Source organism: Paraburkholderia sp. RAU2J (assembly GCF_003634845.1).
Lineage (GTDB): Bacteria > Pseudomonadota > Gammaproteobacteria > Burkholderiales > Burkholderiaceae > Paraburkholderia > Paraburkholderia fynbosensis.
The window spans coordinates 2,225,713-2,242,459 of the sequence record NZ_RBXG01000002.1 but is presented as its reverse complement, the minus strand read 5'-3'; the positions used below and the strand labels follow the sequence as shown (position 1 = coordinate 2,242,459).

The window sequence follows — 16,747 nt, the reverse complement described above, 5'->3', positions numbered from 1 at the left end:
GCGATGACATAAGCATTTGAAAATTAACAATAAATTGAATTGACTTGTCGAATTCTCAGTCGTGTCAGATGATGCGGAAGAATTTATGTCTTCAATTGACGATTTATTTTGACGTGAATATTGTTCGCTCCGAAGCGGTCAGGGAAATTTGACCATCACCAGAAGGGGTGCCGCAGCGGCGGCCGGGAGCGAATCATGAGCGAAGTGATGAAGTTCGGCAGTGGTCGTCGTCGTTTTCTGCAGATCTCCGCGGGCGCGGGGCTGGCTGCGGCCGGCATGCTCGGCGGACTACCGCGCGCACGCGCCGCGGACGTCGTTAATCTGTACACCTGGTCGGCGGGAGTCGATACGGTCAAGCGCGAAGTTGCGGCGTTTGAGAAGGAAACCGGGCTTGCGGTCAACTACAACAACCTGCCGTTCGCGCAGTATCGCGAGGCGATGATCACCAAGTTCGTCGGTCAGGCGCCGGTCGATGCGCTGTGGGTCTCCGACGGCTGGCTGCCTGAGTGGGCCGACGCAGGCTGGCTCGCGCCAATAGACGCATATCCGCAACTGCTGAAGTACAACAGCGACGTGCAGGACTTCTGCACGCAGTCGACGCGGTACAAGGGTCATCAGTACGGGATGACCTATTACACCGACTACATGGCGTTCCTCTATGACGCGAGCATGCTGGCGAAAGCCGGCATCTCCGCGCCGCCCGCAAGTTGGGATGAACTCGTCGACCAGTCGCTGAAGATCAAGAAGGCCGGCCTGTCGAACTACCCGCTGATGCTGTCGATGGCGCGCGAGAGCTGGCTGATCGAGTTCATGTCGTCGCTGGTGTTTTCGCACGGCGGGCGCTTCGTCGACGACAGCGGCCGCGTCATGATGGACGATCCGAAGCACGGCGCGATCAGCTCGTTGCAATGGATCGTCGACGCGGTCAACAAACACCACATCCTGTCGCCGGCCTGCGTTGAACTCGGCGAGCTGAACGGCTTCAAGGCCGTCGCCTCCGGCAACCACGCGTTCGCGCTGCTGCCGCGCTACCGGATCCAGGCGCTGAACGATCCACGCCAGTCGCACGTCGCCGGAAACATCAGGCAGGCGCTGATGCCTGCCGGTCCGAACGGTTCGCACGCAACAGTGGCCTGGATGCGCATGCACGCGATGAGCGCGGCCGCCGGCGCAAACCACGCGCGCGCGGCGAACGCGGTACGCCTGATCGAAGCGTTCGGCGGGAAGTTCGACGGTCAGTACGCGTTCCAGAAGGCGATGTTCCTCGACACAGGCACCGCGTTCGGCGTGAAGCCGCTGTTCAGCGATCCGCAGGTGCGCGCCGCATATGAGAAGTACGGCGACTTCGCGATGTTCCAGAAACAGCAGGACCTCGCGCGCAAGAAGGACGTGATTACGCGCTGGTTCGGCGAGTGGGACGAAGTCAACAGCAGCGCGTGGCAGGCCGCGATCCTCGGCCAGTCGAGCGCCGCCGAGGCGTTGAAGAAATCGGCCAGCAAATGGACCGAACTCAGCAAACAGGCCTGAGGTTGCGATGAGTGCACCTGCTCCAACCCGACGCTGGCTCGCGCGGCACCCCGTGTCGGCGGCCGACCAGCGCAGCGCGATGCTGCTGCTGCTGCCGATGTTCGTGGTACTGCTCGCGGTCGCCGTGTTCCCGGTGCTGTATTCGCTGTGGACGAGCCTGTTCGACATCCACCTGACGCGCATGGACGCGCCTTTCGTCGGACTCGGCAACTACATCGCGATTTTCCGCGACCCGGACTTCTGGGCCGCGGTCGGGCGTACGGTGTGGTTCACGGTGGTGTCAGTGCTCGCGATCATGGTGATCGCCACGCTTTTCGCGCTGCTGCTCAACCGGGAGTTCCGCGGCCGCCGCATCCTCTCGGCCGCGCTGCTGATTCCGTGGGCGATTCCGTACGTTGTCGACGGCCTGATGTGGAAGTGGATCTACGACTCCGGCTACGGCGCGCTGAACGGCCTGCTGTTGCAGCTCGGCGTGATCGGCCATTACATGGTCTGGCTCGGCGACACGCACAAGACATTGCTGCTGATCGCCAACGCGTTCGTCTGGAAGGAAGTGCCGCTCGCGACGATCCTGCTGCTCGTCACGCTCAAATCGGTTTCGCCGGACCTCTACGCGGCCGCCCGTGTTGACGGCGCGACAGCGCTGCGCCGCTTCTTGCATGTGACGCTGCCCTCGATGCGGCCAGGTTTCATGCTCGTGATGATCTACGAGGCGATGACGGCGGTCCGTCACTTCGACCTGTTCTTCATCCTGACCGAAGGCGGTCCGGCCGACGCATCCCACGTGCTGTCGTGGCACATCTACGTCGAAACGTTCCGCAAGCTGTCGTTCGGCAGCGGCGCGGCGGTCGCCTACGTGCTAGCGCTCGCCACGTTTGCGATGTCCTACACGATCATCCGTCTGCTCGGCAGGAGGCTCTAGGCATGTCATCCGCTCCGTTTGCCAAACGCATCGCACTGTTCGCCGCCGCGGCGCTGATGCTGGTCTACGTGCTTGCGCCGGTCGCATGGCTCGTGTCATCTTCGCTGCAGCGCGAGGCCGACATCACCTCGATTCCGCCGCACTGGATTCCGCACCCGGCGACGCTCGCGAGCTTCCGCGCGATCGTCCAGGCCGGAACCGGCACGCTGCCGGCCGATGCGTCTTTCGTGCCGTCGAGCGCACAGTATCTGCTGCCGGCGCTGCGCAACAGCCTTGTCGTCGCGTGCGCGGTGGTCGTGCTAAATCTCGTGGTCAGCGTGCCGGCCGCCTACGCGATGGCAAAAATCCGCTACGTCGGGCGCGACCTGTCGGTGTACTTCATGCTTGCCACACGAGTCATTCCCGACATCGCATTGATCGTGCCGTTCTTCCTGTTCGTGCGCAAGCTCGGGCTGCTCGACAACGTCGGCGCGCTGATCATTACCTATCTCGCACTGACGGTTCCGTTCAGCGTGTTCATGCTGCTCAGCTATTTCGAGGGGCTACCCGACGAGCTCGACAAGGCCGCGCGGGTCGACGGCTGCTCGCGGATCCAGGCGCTTATCAAGGTGTTTTTGCCGCTCGCGTTGCCGTCGCTCGTCGCGGTGATCCTGTTCACCTTCCTGACGAGCTGGAACGAGTTCCTTTTCGCACTCATGTTCACGCAAACCGCCGCGTCGCAGACGGTGCCGATCATCGTCGCGTCGTTCACGTCGGATTTCACCACCAGCTTTTCGTTCATCAACGCGGCCGGCGTCGTCGCGATCGTTCCGCCCGTCATCATCGCCGTGGTGTTCGAGCGCTACATCGTCTCCGGCCTGACCGCCGGCGCGGTCAAGGGATAAGGGGATCGAAACATGGCCCAAATCGAGTTTCAACAAGTCGCGAAACGCTATGCCAACGGGCATGTAGCGCTGCACAACCTGAACCTGCGAATCCGGGACAAGGAGTTCCTGGTGCTGCTCGGGCCGTCCGGCTGCGGCAAGTCGACGACGCTCAACATGATCGCCGGCCTCGAAGAGGTTACCGAAGGCAGCCTGCGTTTTGACGACACCGAGGTGAACGACATGCCTGCCCACAAGCGCGATGTCGCGATGGTGTTCCAGAGCTATGCGCTTTATCCCCACAAGAACGTCTATGAGAACATCGCGTTCGGGCTGCGCATGCGCAAGTATCCGCAGCACGAGATCGACTCGCGGGTACGGGCAGCGGCCCGTTCGCTCGAGATCGAGCACCTGCTCGAGCGGCGGCCCGGCCAGTTGTCCGGCGGGCAGCGTCAGCGCATCGCGCTGGGCCGCGCGATGGTGCGCCAGCCGTCGGTGTTCCTGATGGACGAACCGCTCTCCAATCTCGACGCGGCGCTGCGCGTGTCGATGCGCGCCAGCATCAAGGCGCTGCATCAGTCGATGCAGACCACCTTCGTCTACGTGACACACGACCAGGCCGAGGCGCTGACGCTTGCCGACCGGATCGTCGTGATGTGCCAGGGCGTTGTGCAGCAGATCGGCACACCGGATGACATCTACGAACGGCCGGCGAACAGGTTCGTTGCCAACTTCCTCGGCAGCCCGCCAATCAATTTCCTCGACGGTGTCCTCGAAGACGCGGGCGCAGGGCTGTGCTTTCGGCGCGGCGGTCTGTCGCTCGCACTTGACGAAGCCACGCGCCGGCGACTCGCCGCACGCGCCGGCCAGGAGATCACGCTCGGCATTCGCGCGGAGGATATCGACGAGCACGCGCACGACGGGGACTGTCGGATCACCGGCGAGATCACGTCGCTGCTACCGGTCGGTTCCGATCAGTTCATCGGCCTGTGCAGCGACGATCATCAGATGTTCTTCCGCGTAGGCAAGGAACGCTCGTTCGCGGTCGGCGAGCGCGTGTCGATCTCCGTTAGCCGGCGTCGGCTGCATCTGTTCGATCAGGCAAGCGGCACCAATCTCGCGGTGTGATGCCATGAAACCATCCGTTTTTTCATACCACCGGCCCCACTCGCTCGACGATGCGCTCGCGCTGCTCGCCGAGCACGGTTTCGACGCGAAGGTGATCGCCGGCGGCCAGTCGCTCGGGCCGATGATGAACATGCGCTTCGCGCAGCCCGCGCATCTGGTCGACCTCAATGCGCTGCCGCAGCTTGCCGGCATCGAGCGCACCGGCAGCACCCTCAGGATCGGCGCGCTCACGCGCCACCACGAGCTCGCGACCAGCCCGCTTGTACGCGACACATGCCCGCTGCTCGCGCTGGCGGCCGCAACGGTCGGGCACTACGCAATCCGTCAACGTGGCACGCTCGGCGGCAGCCTCGCGAACGCGGACCCGGCCGCACAGCTGCCGCTGATCGTGCGCACGCTCGACGCGCGCATCGAGGTGGCCGGCCCGGGCAGGACGCGGGAAATCGCGGCCGCGGATTTCCTGCTTGCGGCGATGACGACCGCGCTCGAAGCGGACGAGATCGTCACCGCCGTGCGCTTTCCGTGCGCGCGGCCCGACGAGGGCCACGGCTTCGAGATTTTCAGCCGTCGCCACGGGGACTTTGCGATTGCCGCATGCGCGGTTAGCGCCATCGTCGATGCGGGACGCTTCACGCATTTGCGGATCGGCGTGGGCGGCGTTGGCGACGTGCCGGTGTCGCTCGATGACGTCGCGGCGAACTTCATCGGCGCAACTGCCGACGACGCGACGATTGCGTTCGTTGCCGAACGCGTGGCCGCGGCGATCGATCCACACGACCAACCGGGGATCAGCGCTGCGTATCGGCGCGAGCTGGTCCATGCGCTGAGCGCGCGCGCACTCGCGCGCGCCAGCAGGTACACCTTGCAGGACATCTGAACGATTTATGGAAAAGACGGCGATTCATCTCCAGGTCAACGGTGCGTTGTACGACGTGCGCTGCGAGCCTCGCAAACTTCTGTCGGACGTGCTGCGCGAAGACTGCCGGCTGACCGGCACGCATGTCGGTTGCGAACACGGCGTGTGCGGAGCATGCACCGTGCATGTCGACGGGCGGCCCGTGCGCGCGTGCCTGACCTATGCGGTGCAGGTCGACGACGTGCCCATTACGACGATCGAATCGATTGCGGCTGGCGGGCAGTTATCAGTGCTGCAGCAGGCACTGCACGAATGCCACGGGCTGCAATGCGGCTTCTGCACGCCGGGCATCGTGATGACGTTCGAGGCGTATTTGCGCGAGAACGCGAAGCCTACTGAAGCGCAGGTGCGCGACGTGCTCTCCGGCAATCTGTGCCGCTGCACCGGCTACCAGAACATCGTGCGCGCGGTCATGCTGGCGGCCGAACGCCTGCGCGCGGAGGCCGTCGATGTCTGAGGCGGACTTTCGCTACTTGAACCGGCCGGTGCCTCGCACCGAGGACTACCGGCTGCTGACTGGCCACGGGCGCTATCTCGACGACATCGAGATTCCGGGCGCGCTGCATGTCTGTTTCGTGCGCTCGCCCCATGCGCACGCGCGCATTGTGTCGATCGACGCGAGCGCGGCGCTCGCGATGCCCGGCGTCGTCACGGTCGTGACCGGCCGCGATCTTGCGCAGTGGACCCGGCCGCTGCGCGTCGCGCCCCCGATCGAAGGACTGCTGCCGGTCGAGATCGAGACGATGCCAGTCGAGATCGTCCGATTCCAGGGCGATCCGGTCGCGTGTGTCGTCGCGGCGGACCGCTACATCGCCGAGGATGCGGCCGAACAGGTGCTGGTAGAGTTCGACGCGCTGGCCGCCGTGACCGACATGTGGCAGGCGCTTGAGGCCGACGCGGTGCAGATCGATCCGATGGTGCCCGGCAACCTGGTCTCGCACCAGACGTTCACGCACGGCGATCCCGCCGGGGTTGAGGCCACCGCCTATCGCATCGTCGAAGCGAGCTTCGGCCAGCAACGACAGACCCATGTGCCGATCGAGACGCGCGGCTGCGCGGCGGTGTGGGATCTGGGCCGCAAGCATCTGACTTTCCATATCGGCACGCAGGTACCACATCCACTGCGCACGCAACTCGCGGCGCGTCTGGCGCTCGACGAGTCGCAGGTCACGGTGATCTCTCAGGACGTTGGCGGCTCGTTCGGTCAGAAGATTGCACTGTATCGCGAGGAGCTGACGGTCGCGGCGCTTGCGCGCCACCTCGGACGACCGGTGCGCTGGCGCGAGGACCGGCTCGAAAACCTGACGGCCGCCGGGAATTCGCGCGAGGATTTCTGCCGCACGCGCGCGGCAGTAGATCAGCACGGCACACTGCTTTCGCTCACGCTCGAGATGCGCGAGGACTTCGGCGCGTACTGCTTCTTTCCGGCGAACTACCTGGCGCGCGTCGTCGCAATGATCCTGAGCGGGCCGTACCGGCTCGACCACTACGCGTTCGACGTGAAGATCGTGCTCAGCCACAAATGCGGCAACGCGCCGATGCGCGCGCCGATGTCGATCACGAGCTGGGTGATGGAAGGCACGATCGACGCGATCGCGCGCGAACTCGAACTCGATCCGGTCGAGGTCCGCCGCCGCAATCTGATTGCTCCGCAGGAACTGCCGTACCGGACGCCGACCGGCGAAACGCTTGCCGATATCACGCCAACGGAAACCTTCGAGGCGGTCCTGCGGGCGGTCGACTACGCCGGGTTTCGCACGCGCCAGCGCGACGCGCGCGCACGCGGGCGCTATCTCGGCCTTGGGCTGTGCAACGTCGTCGAGCCGACCACCTACGGCTCGCGCTTCTACAAGGCTGCCGGAATTCCCGGTTCGGGTCACGAGGCGAGCTGGATACGGATTGAGCCGAGCGGCATCGTTAACGCGTCAGTCGGACTTGGACCGAGCGGCCAGGGCTACGAGAGCGCGATGGCAAATGCGGTCGCCGAAGGGCTCGGCGTCGAGCCGTCGAAAGTCCGCATCCACATGGGTCATACCGACATCGCGCCATACGGGATGGGCAGCCGCGGCGCGCGTAGCGGCACTGCCGGCGGAGGCGCGCTGTTTCTGTGCGCGCAGGACGCCCGGCGCAAGGTGCTCGCCATCGCCAGCACGCGACTTGACGTGCCCGCCGCGGCGCTGCGCCTCGCCGATGGCCGCATCGAGCAACGCGAAGGCGATGCCTGGCACGGCACCGCGCTCACGCTGACTGACATTGCGCGGCAGGCGTACATGGACCCGACGTCGCTGCCGCCGGGACTCTCGCCTGGCCTCGAGTTTCATCTGACCTACGACCCGCCGGCCATGACGTACTCCAATTCCGCGCACGCGTGCGAAGTCGAGCTTGACGTGGCGACTGGCGCGCTGCACATCGCGCGCTATGTGATCGCCGAGGATTGCGGAACATTGCTGAACCCGACAGTCGTCGAGGGCCAGCAGCACGGCGCGATTGCGATGGGCCTTTCGGGCGCGTTGTTTGAGGAGGTGATCTACGACGAGACCGGTCAGAACACCACCGGCTCGCTTGCCGAGTACCTGATCGCGACGGCAACCGAACTGCCTGAGATCGAGATCATCCCGATGCATACGCCAAGCCGCTCGACTGCGGCAGGTATCAAGGGCATGGCCGAGGGCGGCGTGATGGGCGCGCTCGGCGCGGTTACGAATGCGCTGAATGACGCGCTCGCGCCGTTCGGTGTGGTCGTCGAACGGCATCCGCTGACGCCAATGTTCGTACGCGACCTGTTGCGCGAATCGCTTTGACTGGACGAACTGACATGAATCAGGTTTCAACCCAACCCGCGGTGGGCTTCATCGGCCTTGGCATTATGGGCGGCGCGATGGCCGCCCGGCTCGCCGCAGCCGGCTATCCACTGCATGTGTATAACCGCTCGCGCGCGAAAGCGGAGCCATTGCTGGCGGTAGGCGCGCACTGGCACGACACGCCGGCCTCGCTCGCCGCCGCTGCCGAGATCGTTGTGACGATCGTCGGAATGCCGGCCGACGTGCGCGCGCTGTACCTTGGCGAGGCCGGGCTGATCGCGCATGCACGGCCCGGCGCGGTGCTGATCGACATGACCACGTCGAGCCCCGCGCTCGCGCGCGAGATGGCCGGCCACGCGACTGCGCGCGGCATCGACATGCTCGATGCGCCGGTGTCCGGCGGTGACGTCGGCGCTCGCGAGGGACGGCTGTCGATCATGATCGGTGGCCACGCGCCGGTGCTCGCGCGCGTCGAGCCGATGCTGCGCTGCCTTGGCGCGAATATCGTGATGCAGGGTGGCCCGGGCGCCGGCCAGCACGCGAAGCTGTGCAACCAGATCGTGATTGCGTCGACCATGCTCGGCGTTTGCGAAGGGCTTGCGTATGCGCAGAGCGCTGGCCTCGATCCACATACGGTTCTCAGCGCGATCGGCGGCGGTGCGGCGGGCGGATTCCTGCTGAACAACCTCGGGCCACGCATCGTGCGCGGTGACTTCGCGCCGGGCTTCTTCGTCGAGCATTTCATCAAGGACATGCGCATCGCATCGGAGGAAGCGCGCGACATGGGCCGCGCGTTGCCGGCTCTTGAACTCGCGCGCCGTCTGTATGGACAACTCGCCGACGCCGGCCACGCGAGCTCGGGCACCCAGGCGCTCTTCAAAATCTATGACGAGGAGGGCGCGCAATGAAGTTTGCTGACAGTTGCTCGCTGCCCGCATCCCCGGAAGCGGTGTGGGCTGCGCTGAACGACCCGGAGGTGCTGAAGGCGACGCTGCCGGGCTGCAAGGCGCTCGTGATGCGCGACGAGTGTCATTTCGAAGCGACGGTGCAAGTTCGTGTCGGCCCCGCTGCGGCGACGTTTCGCGGCGAGGTTGAACTCGCCGATCTCGAACCACCGCGTGCATACACGATCATCGGCCAGGGCAATGCGGGTCCCGCGGGTTTCGCGAAGCTGACCGCGCGGGTGACACTCGAAGGCCTGGGCGACACGACGCTGCTCAGCTACGAGGCCGACGTCGAGATTGGCGGCAAGCTGATGAGCGTGGGCTCCCGGCTGATCCAGTCGGCTGCGGCGAAGAACCTCGAGTCGTTCTTCGGAGCCTTCAGCGCGCATATCGAACATAGCGTTGCACCGGCGGTGGAGCAAGCGCCGGTGGCGGACGAAGTCGTTCCCGGCGCCGCGCCAGCCGCCCCCTCCACGCGCGAGCGGGCGCCCAGCCCAGTGCCACCCATCGGGCTAGGCTGGTCGCCGTGGTTGGTCGCTACAGCAGCCGGTTTCGCGGGTCTCTTGATCGGTTTTCTGGTCGGGCATTCGATCTAGCTGGGGCCGGCAGTATAAGTCTCATCGTGGATTTAGTCCCGGGTTTCGCAGTCGTTGATCCGTTTGGTGGGCTCCATTTACTTTTTGAAGAGGGCATTGATGAATAGGAAATTAGTAGTCCTTGTTGCTTTGGCGGCCGTCTCGGATGCCGCCTTCGCACAAAGCAGTGTCACCCTGTATGGCGTCGCGGACAACAGCATTACGTACACCAGCAACCAGGCGGGCCACGCGGCTTACCAAACGTTCAGCGGTGGGCTCGGCGGCAGCAAATTCGGCTTCCTCGGCAACGAAGAGCTGGGGGGCGGGCTGAAGGCCGTGTTCCGTCTCGAGAGCGGGTTCGACATGAACAGTGGCAAGCTCGGGTACAACGGCCGCCTGTTCGGCCGTCAGTCGTACATGGGCCTGTCGAGCGACAACTACGGTACGCTGACGCTCGGCCGCCAGTACGATTTCATGGTAACCAACCTGCAGGGACTCAGCTCCGCGCAACTGTTCGGCGGCTCCCTCACGTCGCACGCGGGCGATGTCGATGGGATCTGGGGCTCGTATCCGGTCAGCAATGCGATCAAGTACGTGAGTCCGGTCTACCGCGGTCTGTCGGCCGGTGCGCTGTACAGCTTCGGCGGCGTGCCGGGCGCGGTGGGCACATCGCAACAGTACGGTTTCGGCGCGAGCTATGCGAGCGGGCCGCTGAAGGTTGCCGCTGCGTTTCTGCAGGTGAACAACCCGGCGGTCGCGCGCTTCGACGGCGGGGCCGCGGCGACGCCCGGCGGTCCGTTCACGAACCCGGTCACGAACCCGATCTACAGCGGCTATGCGACCGCGCATTCGATGCGCACGTTGGGCGCGGCCGCGAACTACACGCTCGGCACCACGACCTTGGGCGCGACCTACACGAACACTGCGTTCAATGATGCGGTCGCAACCGCCAGCACCACGTTCAGTGGTTCAGCGACGCTCGCATCGTACGAGGCGTTCGTTGCGCATTACTTCACGCCGGCGGTCATGACGGGCCTTACGTACGACTACACGTCGGCGCCGCACGCCCACTACAACCAGCTTGCGGCGGGTGCCCAGTATCAGTTCTCGAAGCGCACGTTCACGTATCTGGTGGTCGCGTGGCAACGCGCGAGTGGAGTCGATTCGACCGGCCATGCGGCAGTCGCGGATCTCACTTACCTGACGCCTTCGACGACCGCGAACCAGGTCGCGGTGCGCATCGGCATCCGCCACAGCTTCTGAGTGCGGCATAGCGGCGCCATCCGTGACAGCACGGGTTCCGCACCGGTTGGCGCCGGCTGCGGCCGCGCCGCCCACTTTCGTTCGAGGATAAATCATGTTGGTCGAAATGCGTACCTACCAGATCACGGCGGGCAAAGTTGGCGAGTTCCTGGCGATCTACGAGCGCGAAGGGTTCGGCATCATCACCCAGTATGCGCAGCTGCAGGGCTGCTGGACCAAGGATTCGGGCACGCTGAACTCCGTCGTGTTCTGCTGGGCTTACGACGATTACGCGCACCGCGCCGCGCAACGCGAGAGGTTGGCCGCGGATCCGCAGTGGCAGGCCTTCACGCCGCGTATCCTGCCTTTCCTGGTGCATCAGGAGTCGGTGTTTCTCGCGCCGACCTCGTTCTGCCCGGAGACATCAACATGCGCGGGGTCAAAAGCCGTTGACTTGCCAGTGAGACAAAAATGATCGATGCCGAACTGATCGCCAAGATGACGTCGTGGCGCCGCCAACTGCACGAACGCCCCGAGACCGCTTTCGAGGAAGTGTCGACCTCGGAACTCGTGGCGTCGGTACTGCTCGATCTGGGCTACCAGGTCCACCGGGGGCTTGGCAAGACCGGCGTGGTCGGCACGCTGCGACGCGGCAACGGGCCTGCGCTCGGCCTGCGCGCGGATATGGACGCGCTGCCGATGGGTGAGTTCAATCAGTTCGAGCACTGCTCGCGCAACCCGGGCAAGATGCACGCATGCGGGCACGACGGCCATACGGCGATGTTGCTCGGTGCGGCGGCGCTGCTCGCCCGCGACGACGGCTGGTGCGGCACTTTGAACCTGATTTTCCAGCCGGCCGAGGAAGTCGCCGGTGGCGGCCGCGCGATGATCGAGGACGGCCTGTTCGAGCGCTTCCCGTGCGACGCGGTGTTCGGCCTGCACAATTGGCCGGGGTTGCCGCTTGGTCAGTTCGCGATCAACGATGGCGCGATGATGGCATCGTTCGACACGTTCGAGATCCGCGTCGACGGCAAAGGCTCGCACGCGGCAATGCCGGAGGAAGGGATTGACACGCTGGTGTGTGCAAGCCACATCGTGGTCGCGTTGCAGACGATCGTTAGCCGACGCTTATCGCCGAAGGAAGCGGCGGTCGTCAGCGTCACACAGATTCACGGCGGCGAGGCGTGGAACGTGCTGCCGGACCAGGCGGTGATACGCGGCACGGTGCGCTGTTTCTCGAATGAGATGCAGGCGCGCATCCGCGTGCTGCTCGGCGAGATCAGTACGACGACCGCCCGCGCGCACGGCGCGAAGGCGAGCTTCGAGTACTACGACGGCTATCCGGCGACGATCAACGCGGCACACGCGACCGGCATCGCGCTCGCGGCAGCGCGCGCAACGGTGGGGGCCGATGCGGTGACGCTAGGGTGCAAGCCGTCGATGGCGTCCGAGGACTTCGCGTTCATGGCACGCGTGAAGCCGGGCGCGTATATCTGGATGGGTGTCGACGGCGCAAAGCCGAGCGCGCCGCTGCATAACCCGCATTACGACTTTAACGACGAAGCTCTGGCGATTGGGGCCTGTTATTGGGTGAACGTGGTGAAGGCGTTTAAGGGCTGATCTTTATCCACATCTCGAGCCGCACGGAGATAACGTTGCTGCGCCGGCTTGTAAACGGCGCATGGCGATGTTGACTTTTGTACCGGTGGCTCTTTGTGGTGGTACCTGCCTTTTACGCAACCGGGCGACTTGCTGCAAAGCGATCGAGCTGGCGTCCAATTGCATTACGCATGCATCATGAGGACCATGCCGAATTTTGCAAAACGATTCGATAGCCGTCGTGATCCTCAAATGTTCTACCTGACACATCCCAATAAGGGTTGAGCGACGTCACGCAAACAAATCCGCTCTCGGCGAGGCGATCGCAAGTCGACCGCCACTCAACTCGATCCGGGGCGTAAAACACCAGCAAATCCTCACGTGTCGGTGTTGGCGCTACCGGATGTTCGCGGCACTGTGTGAACTCGAAGTGATAGTCCATGCCGGAACGTCCGAGCATCACCCCATCGAACCCCTGATGGTCTTGAAATTTTGCCAGCACAACCAGGCTGAGCGCGGCGCAATACATGCTTTCTGCCCGCGAAAGGTCACTGACAGGCCTGGCGATTCTGAGATGTGATTGCATCGGGCTTTGTTATCGGGTCGTTGGCCAAGAGTGTCAGAACATCGATCCTCAAGGATACATCGAACGAAAATTGTCGCCAATTCTCGCCGCTTTGCCGAGTGACCGGTTGTGGGCCGCTCAGTGCCTCATGCAAACAGAATGTGGGCACACTGTGGGTCTTTTGCGCGGATATCGACTGGCAACACGTGGTAGATCGTTGCCGCGCTGACCATCCGGCAAGCCACGATGATTTCCCTATCGGTTGCCGGCTTCACAACTCCGAAGACGATGCGCGCCTGCAGATCCCCTGCCCAGGCTCATCAGATCTTGGGCGGCCAGCTCCGGCGAGTCGACGATGAGTTCGTCGCGCGCCGCAGCCTCGCTGATGATGCCGGCCAGTACCGTCCGGGTGCGCCCCGGTCCTGCATCGTAAAAGCGTGTCCTTAACAGCAGGTCGTCATGCAACACGGTCGGCAGCGCGTGCGCCACGCCAGCAACGTGGACATTGACGATGATCTTCAGGAATGCTGCGCCGATTGTAGACAGCCGTTCCCGTAAGGGTAAATTTTCGGCAGCCGCCGGCGGCAGTCCCCGGAGCATCCGGTCCGACACATCACGCACGACCGCTTCGAATAACGCTTCCTTGTCCGAGAAATGGTTATAGACCGTCATCTTTGACACTCCCGCCTCTGCAGCGACGGCCTCCATGGTCACGGTGTCATAGCGCTGGCCGACGAACAGCCTGGTTGCTGCTTCCACAATGGAGGTGTGCTTGGCGGCATCTTTCGGCCGACCGATGCGGCTCTCGGACGAACATTTATGCACGTAATATTTCCTCTTTGCAATTTATGTACTTTGCAGTCTACTATGTGGCTTACTGTACTTGTGGGTATAGAAACAGATGCGCACGCCAAAGGCTAGCAAAAACATTCATCCGAAGTACAACTGCCGCCCATCGACAGCACAGGGGCGAGCCGCTCCGCTTGCGTCTCTGTCATTGGCCGCACTTCTGGCATTCGAGACTATGCTCGCGGGTTGCACGGTCGGACCGAATTACGCAGCGCCGCCAGCGCCCAATGTGTCGAGGTTTACGGAGAAGCCAGTTCCCGCGCGCACGCTTTCCGCGGACACGACCGCGGGCGCCGCGCAAACCCTCGTCGAGGGGCGCGACATTCAGGGTGACTGGTGGGCGCTGTTCCATTCGTCGCAGATCAACGCGCTGGTCGAGCGCGCGCTCAAGGCCAATCCCACGCTTGCTGCCGCTCAGGCGACGTTGCGCGAGGCACGCGAGAACACGCGTGCGGAGCAGGGCAGTTTTTTCCCGCAGATCAGCGCGAGCACATCGGCCGAACGCGAGCGCACCATGCTGGTGAGCCCGGTGCCGCAGACATACAGCCTCATAAGCGGATCGCTCAGCGTGTCGTACACGCTCGATGCATTCGGCGGCATTCGCCGGCAAGTCGAACAACTGAACGCCCAAGCCGAGTATGAGCGCTACGAACTGGAGGCGACCGAACTGACGCTGATCGCGAACGTCGTCAATGCGGCCATCAACGAGGCTTCGTTGCAGGCGCAGATTGATACGACACACGAGATCATCCGCGCGTATACTGCCGCGCTCGACGTTACGCGCCGCCGCTTCGACGCCGGCGGCGTAAGCCAGGTGGACGTGCTGCAGCAGCAGTCGCTGCTGGATGCGCAGATCGCCACGCTGCCCGGTTTGCAGAAGCAGCTCGAGCAGCAGCGCAATCAATTGGCGGTGTACCTGGGCGGCCTGCCGACCGACTACACCGGGTCTACGCTGGATCTCGCCAGCCTCGTGCTGCCGGAGGAACTGCCGGTGTCGCTGCCATCGAGTCTGGTTGCGCAGCGACCCGACATCCAGGCGTATGGCGCCTTGCTGCATTCGGCGACGGCGAACGTCGGCATCGCGGTGGCAAACATGTTGCCGCAGATTTCGCTGACCGGCAGTTATGGACGCGAGGGCAGCCACTACTCAAACCTTTTCAATCCCGCAGGCATTGTGTGGAGCCTCGCGGCTAGCCTCACCCAGCCGGTCTTCGAGGGCGGCACACTCAAAGCTGAGAAGCGCGCCGCCGATGCTGCGGTCGATGTCGCCGCCGCCCAGTACAGCAGCACGGTCAACTCGGCGTTTCAGGACGTGGCCAATGCGCTCGTCGCCATTCATCGGGACGCCGAAACGCTTGCTGCGAACCTCGAGACGCAGAAAACGGCTGCTGCGAGCCTCAGGGTCGCTCAGGCGCAATACCGCGCGGGCGGCGGGACTTACCTCAATGTGCTGAGCGCCGAGCAATCCGATCAGAGCGCGCGCCTCAACCTGATTTCCTCTCAAGCCACTCGCTACACCGATACCGTCGCGCTCTTCCAGGCGCTGGGCGGTGGCTGGTGGCATCGAAGCGATGTCGATCCCAAAGTTGCGCAATGTTGCGGAGCATTTTAAATCATGACCACTGTTACCTCGCTTGCGGATACCGCCAATACCCCGCCTGAACGGCAGCGGCCGCCTAGAACGGTGCTTCGCCTGTTTCTGATGCTTCTGGCGGTGGGACTGCTTGCCGCCGCGCTGATTGGTTTCCACCTGTTCAAGGGGCACATCCTGAAGCAGGTCACGACCGGCATCCAGTCGCAACAGGCGACCGTGTCGACCACATCCGCTGTCTTGCAGCCGTGGCAGCCGACGCTCACGGCCGTCGGATCGCTGCGGGCGTCGACGGGTGCGGACCTTTCGCTGGAAACAAGCGGCGTGGTCGATGAAATCGACTTCGAGTCCGGCCGCGACGTCAAGCAAGGGACCGTGCTGCTCCGCCTGCGTCCGAACGACGATCCCGCCAAGCTCGCGCAGTTGCAGGCCACTGCCGATCTGTACGAGATCACACACAAGCGCGACCTGCAGCAACTTGCGGCGCAGGGCGTGGCGCAGTCGACCGTGGATACAGACGTCAGCAACCTGAAGTCGGCGCGCGCGCAGGTCGCGGCGCAACAGGCGCTGATGAACGAGAAGGTCGTCCGCGCGCCGTTTTCGGGACGTCTGGGCGTGCGTCAGGTCGATGTGGGTCAATACCTCGCTGCCGGCACGACGGTTGTCACGTTACAGGCACTCGACCCGATGTTGCTCGACTTCTATCTGCCACAGCAGGTGCGTGGGCAGATCAGCGTGGGACAGACCGTATCGGTGAGCGTTGATGCGTATCCCGGCAAGACGTTCACCGGCACGGTGACGTCGATGAATTCGAAGGTCGACACCTCGAGCCGCATGCTGCAGATACGCGCGTCGTTTGCGAACCCCGACGGTGCCCTGCTGCCCGGCATGTTCGCCACCGCCAGCGTGGCGAGCGGCGCGGAGCAATCGCTCGTGACGATTCCGCAGACGGCGGTGACGTACAACCCATATGGCAGCCTCGTCTACGTGGTCCACGAGGGCAAGGACGCGCAGGGCAGGCCGCAGCCAAGTGTCCGCCAGCAGTTCGTGACGACTGGCGGGACGCGCGGCGATCAGATCAGCATCCTGAAGGGACTGAAGGCCGGCGACGTGGTTGTGACGGCGGGGCAACTCAAGCTGCACAACGACGCATTGGTCCAGATCGATAACAGCGTGAAGCTGCCCAACGACGCCGCGCCCGTCCCGCAAGATCACTGAACAGGAC

16 protein-coding genes are annotated in these 16,747 nt (G+C 64.0%); 14 read left to right on the top strand and 2 right to left on the bottom strand.

Going from position 1 to position 16,747, the window contains the following annotated elements; translation table 11 throughout:
• Positions 1-195 precede the first annotated feature (195 nt).
• The 12 genes from B0G69_RS27460 to B0G69_RS27405 all read left to right on the top strand — a co-directional run bounded on the left by B0G69_RS27460 (position 196) and on the right by B0G69_RS27405 (position 12,538).
• The gene (locus B0G69_RS27460) at positions 196-1,527 is read left to right on the top strand and encodes an extracellular solute-binding protein (protein ID WP_121322785.1); all 1,332 of its coding nucleotides are present in this window, start codon (positions 196-198) and stop codon (positions 1,525-1,527) included.
• Between the two features lie 7 nt (positions 1,528-1,534).
• Positions 1,535-2,449, top strand: coding sequence for a sugar ABC transporter permease (locus tag B0G69_RS27455; protein WP_121322783.1), 915 nt, complete (start codon positions 1,535-1,537; stop codon positions 2,447-2,449).
• Positions 2,450-2,451: 2 nt separating this feature from the next.
• Entirely contained in the window at positions 2,452-3,333 is an 882-nt protein-coding gene (locus B0G69_RS27450) for a carbohydrate ABC transporter permease (protein WP_121322781.1), read from the top strand.
• A 12-nt stretch (positions 3,334-3,345) separates the two neighbouring features.
• Positions 3,346-4,440, top strand: coding sequence for a sn-glycerol-3-phosphate ABC transporter ATP-binding protein UgpC (gene ugpC / locus B0G69_RS27445; protein WP_121322779.1), 1,095 nt, complete (start codon positions 3,346-3,348; stop codon positions 4,438-4,440).
• Positions 4,441-4,444: 4 nt separating this feature from the next.
• On the top strand, positions 4,445-5,317 hold the full coding sequence (locus B0G69_RS27440) for a xanthine dehydrogenase family protein subunit M (protein ID WP_121322777.1): 873 nt from the start codon (positions 4,445-4,447) through the stop codon (positions 5,315-5,317).
• A gap of 7 nt (positions 5,318-5,324) precedes the next feature.
• On the top strand, positions 5,325-5,813 hold the full coding sequence (locus B0G69_RS27435) for a (2Fe-2S)-binding protein (RefSeq protein WP_121322775.1): 489 nt from the start codon (positions 5,325-5,327) through the stop codon (positions 5,811-5,813).
• Positions 5,806-8,157, top strand: coding sequence for a xanthine dehydrogenase family protein molybdopterin-binding subunit (locus B0G69_RS27430; protein WP_121322773.1), 2,352 nt, complete (start codon positions 5,806-5,808; stop codon positions 8,155-8,157). Before B0G69_RS27435 ends, B0G69_RS27430 begins: the two co-directional genes overlap by 8 nt.
• Positions 8,148-9,065: an NAD(P)-dependent oxidoreductase gene (locus tag B0G69_RS27425; protein WP_241991558.1), complete on the top strand. Its 918-nt coding sequence runs from the start codon at positions 8,148-8,150 to the stop codon at positions 9,063-9,065. Before B0G69_RS27430 ends, B0G69_RS27425 begins: the two co-directional genes overlap by 10 nt.
• Positions 9,062-9,697 carry a carbon monoxide dehydrogenase subunit G gene (locus tag B0G69_RS27420; protein WP_121322768.1) on the top strand — a complete coding sequence of 212 codons (636 nt, stop codon included), beginning with the start codon at positions 9,062-9,064 and terminating at the stop codon, positions 9,695-9,697. Before B0G69_RS27425 ends, B0G69_RS27420 begins: the two co-directional genes overlap by 4 nt.
• A gap of 99 nt (positions 9,698-9,796) precedes the next feature.
• Positions 9,797-10,939: a porin gene (locus B0G69_RS27415; RefSeq protein WP_199731357.1), complete on the top strand. Its 1,143-nt coding sequence runs from the start codon at positions 9,797-9,799 to the stop codon at positions 10,937-10,939.
• Between the two features lie 94 nt (positions 10,940-11,033).
• Entirely contained in the window at positions 11,034-11,393 is a 360-nt protein-coding gene (locus B0G69_RS27410; RefSeq protein WP_121322764.1) for an NIPSNAP family protein, read from the top strand.
• The gene (locus tag B0G69_RS27405; RefSeq protein ID WP_121322762.1) at positions 11,390-12,538 is read left to right on the top strand and encodes a M20 aminoacylase family protein; all 1,149 of its coding nucleotides are present in this window, start codon (positions 11,390-11,392) and stop codon (positions 12,536-12,538) included. Before B0G69_RS27410 ends, B0G69_RS27405 begins: the two co-directional genes overlap by 4 nt.
• A 175-nt stretch (positions 12,539-12,713) precedes the next feature.
• Here B0G69_RS27405 and B0G69_RS27400 read toward each other — a convergent pair whose 3' ends face one another.
• Both B0G69_RS27400 and B0G69_RS27395 read right to left on the bottom strand, forming a co-directional pair.
• Complete coding sequence (locus tag B0G69_RS27400; protein WP_121322760.1) at positions 12,714-13,103, bottom strand: VOC family protein; 390 nt, start codon at positions 13,101-13,103, stop codon at positions 12,714-12,716.
• 234 nt (positions 13,104-13,337) lie between these two features.
• Positions 13,338-13,907 carry a TetR/AcrR family transcriptional regulator gene (locus tag B0G69_RS27395; protein WP_241991483.1) on the bottom strand — a complete coding sequence of 190 codons (570 nt, stop codon included), beginning with the start codon at positions 13,905-13,907 and terminating at the stop codon, positions 13,338-13,340.
• 76 nt (positions 13,908-13,983) lie between these two features.
• Here B0G69_RS27395 and B0G69_RS27390 point away from each other — a divergent pair, with 76 nt between their 5' ends.
• The gene (locus B0G69_RS27390) at positions 13,984-15,543 is read left to right on the top strand and encodes an efflux transporter outer membrane subunit (RefSeq protein ID WP_121322758.1); all 1,560 of its coding nucleotides are present in this window, start codon (positions 13,984-13,986) and stop codon (positions 15,541-15,543) included.
• 3 nt (positions 15,544-15,546) lie between these two features.
• Positions 15,547-16,740, top strand: coding sequence for an efflux RND transporter periplasmic adaptor subunit (locus B0G69_RS27385; RefSeq protein ID WP_241991481.1), 1,194 nt, complete (start codon positions 15,547-15,549; stop codon positions 16,738-16,740).
• The last annotated feature ends 7 nt before the right edge of the window (positions 16,741-16,747 follow it).

What these genes read in the sequence shown, in the direction of transcription:
- B0G69_RS27460 (WP_121322785.1), top strand. Translation starts at nt 196, where the DNA reads ATGAGCGAAGTGATGAAGTTCGGCAGTGGTCGTCGTCGTTTTCTGCAG.
- B0G69_RS27455 (WP_121322783.1), top strand. Translation starts at nt 1,535, where the DNA reads ATGAGTGCACCTGCTCCAACCCGACGCTGGCTCGCGCGGCACCCCGTG.
- B0G69_RS27450 (WP_121322781.1), top strand. Translation starts at nt 2,452, where the DNA reads ATGTCATCCGCTCCGTTTGCCAAACGCATCGCACTGTTCGCCGCCGCG.
- ugpC (WP_121322779.1), top strand. Translation starts at nt 3,346, where the DNA reads ATGGCCCAAATCGAGTTTCAACAAGTCGCGAAACGCTATGCCAACGGG.
- B0G69_RS27440 (WP_121322777.1), top strand. Translation starts at nt 4,445, where the DNA reads ATGAAACCATCCGTTTTTTCATACCACCGGCCCCACTCGCTCGACGAT.
- B0G69_RS27435 (WP_121322775.1), top strand. Translation starts at nt 5,325, where the DNA reads ATGGAAAAGACGGCGATTCATCTCCAGGTCAACGGTGCGTTGTACGAC.
- B0G69_RS27430 (WP_121322773.1), top strand. Translation starts at nt 5,806, where the DNA reads ATGTCTGAGGCGGACTTTCGCTACTTGAACCGGCCGGTGCCTCGCACC.
- B0G69_RS27420 (WP_121322768.1), top strand. Translation starts at nt 9,062, where the DNA reads ATGAAGTTTGCTGACAGTTGCTCGCTGCCCGCATCCCCGGAAGCGGTG.
- B0G69_RS27415 (WP_199731357.1), top strand. Translation starts at nt 9,797, where the DNA reads ATGAATAGGAAATTAGTAGTCCTTGTTGCTTTGGCGGCCGTCTCGGAT.
- B0G69_RS27410 (WP_121322764.1), top strand. Translation starts at nt 11,034, where the DNA reads ATGTTGGTCGAAATGCGTACCTACCAGATCACGGCGGGCAAAGTTGGC.
- B0G69_RS27405 (WP_121322762.1), top strand. Translation starts at nt 11,390, where the DNA reads ATGATCGATGCCGAACTGATCGCCAAGATGACGTCGTGGCGCCGCCAA.
- B0G69_RS27400 (WP_121322760.1), bottom strand. Translation starts at nt 13,103, where the DNA reads ATGCAATCACATCTCAGAATCGCCAGGCCTGTCAGTGACCTTTCGCGG.
- B0G69_RS27390 (WP_121322758.1), top strand. Translation starts at nt 13,984, where the DNA reads ATGCGCACGCCAAAGGCTAGCAAAAACATTCATCCGAAGTACAACTGC.
- B0G69_RS27385 (WP_241991481.1), top strand. Translation starts at nt 15,547, where the DNA reads ATGACCACTGTTACCTCGCTTGCGGATACCGCCAATACCCCGCCTGAA.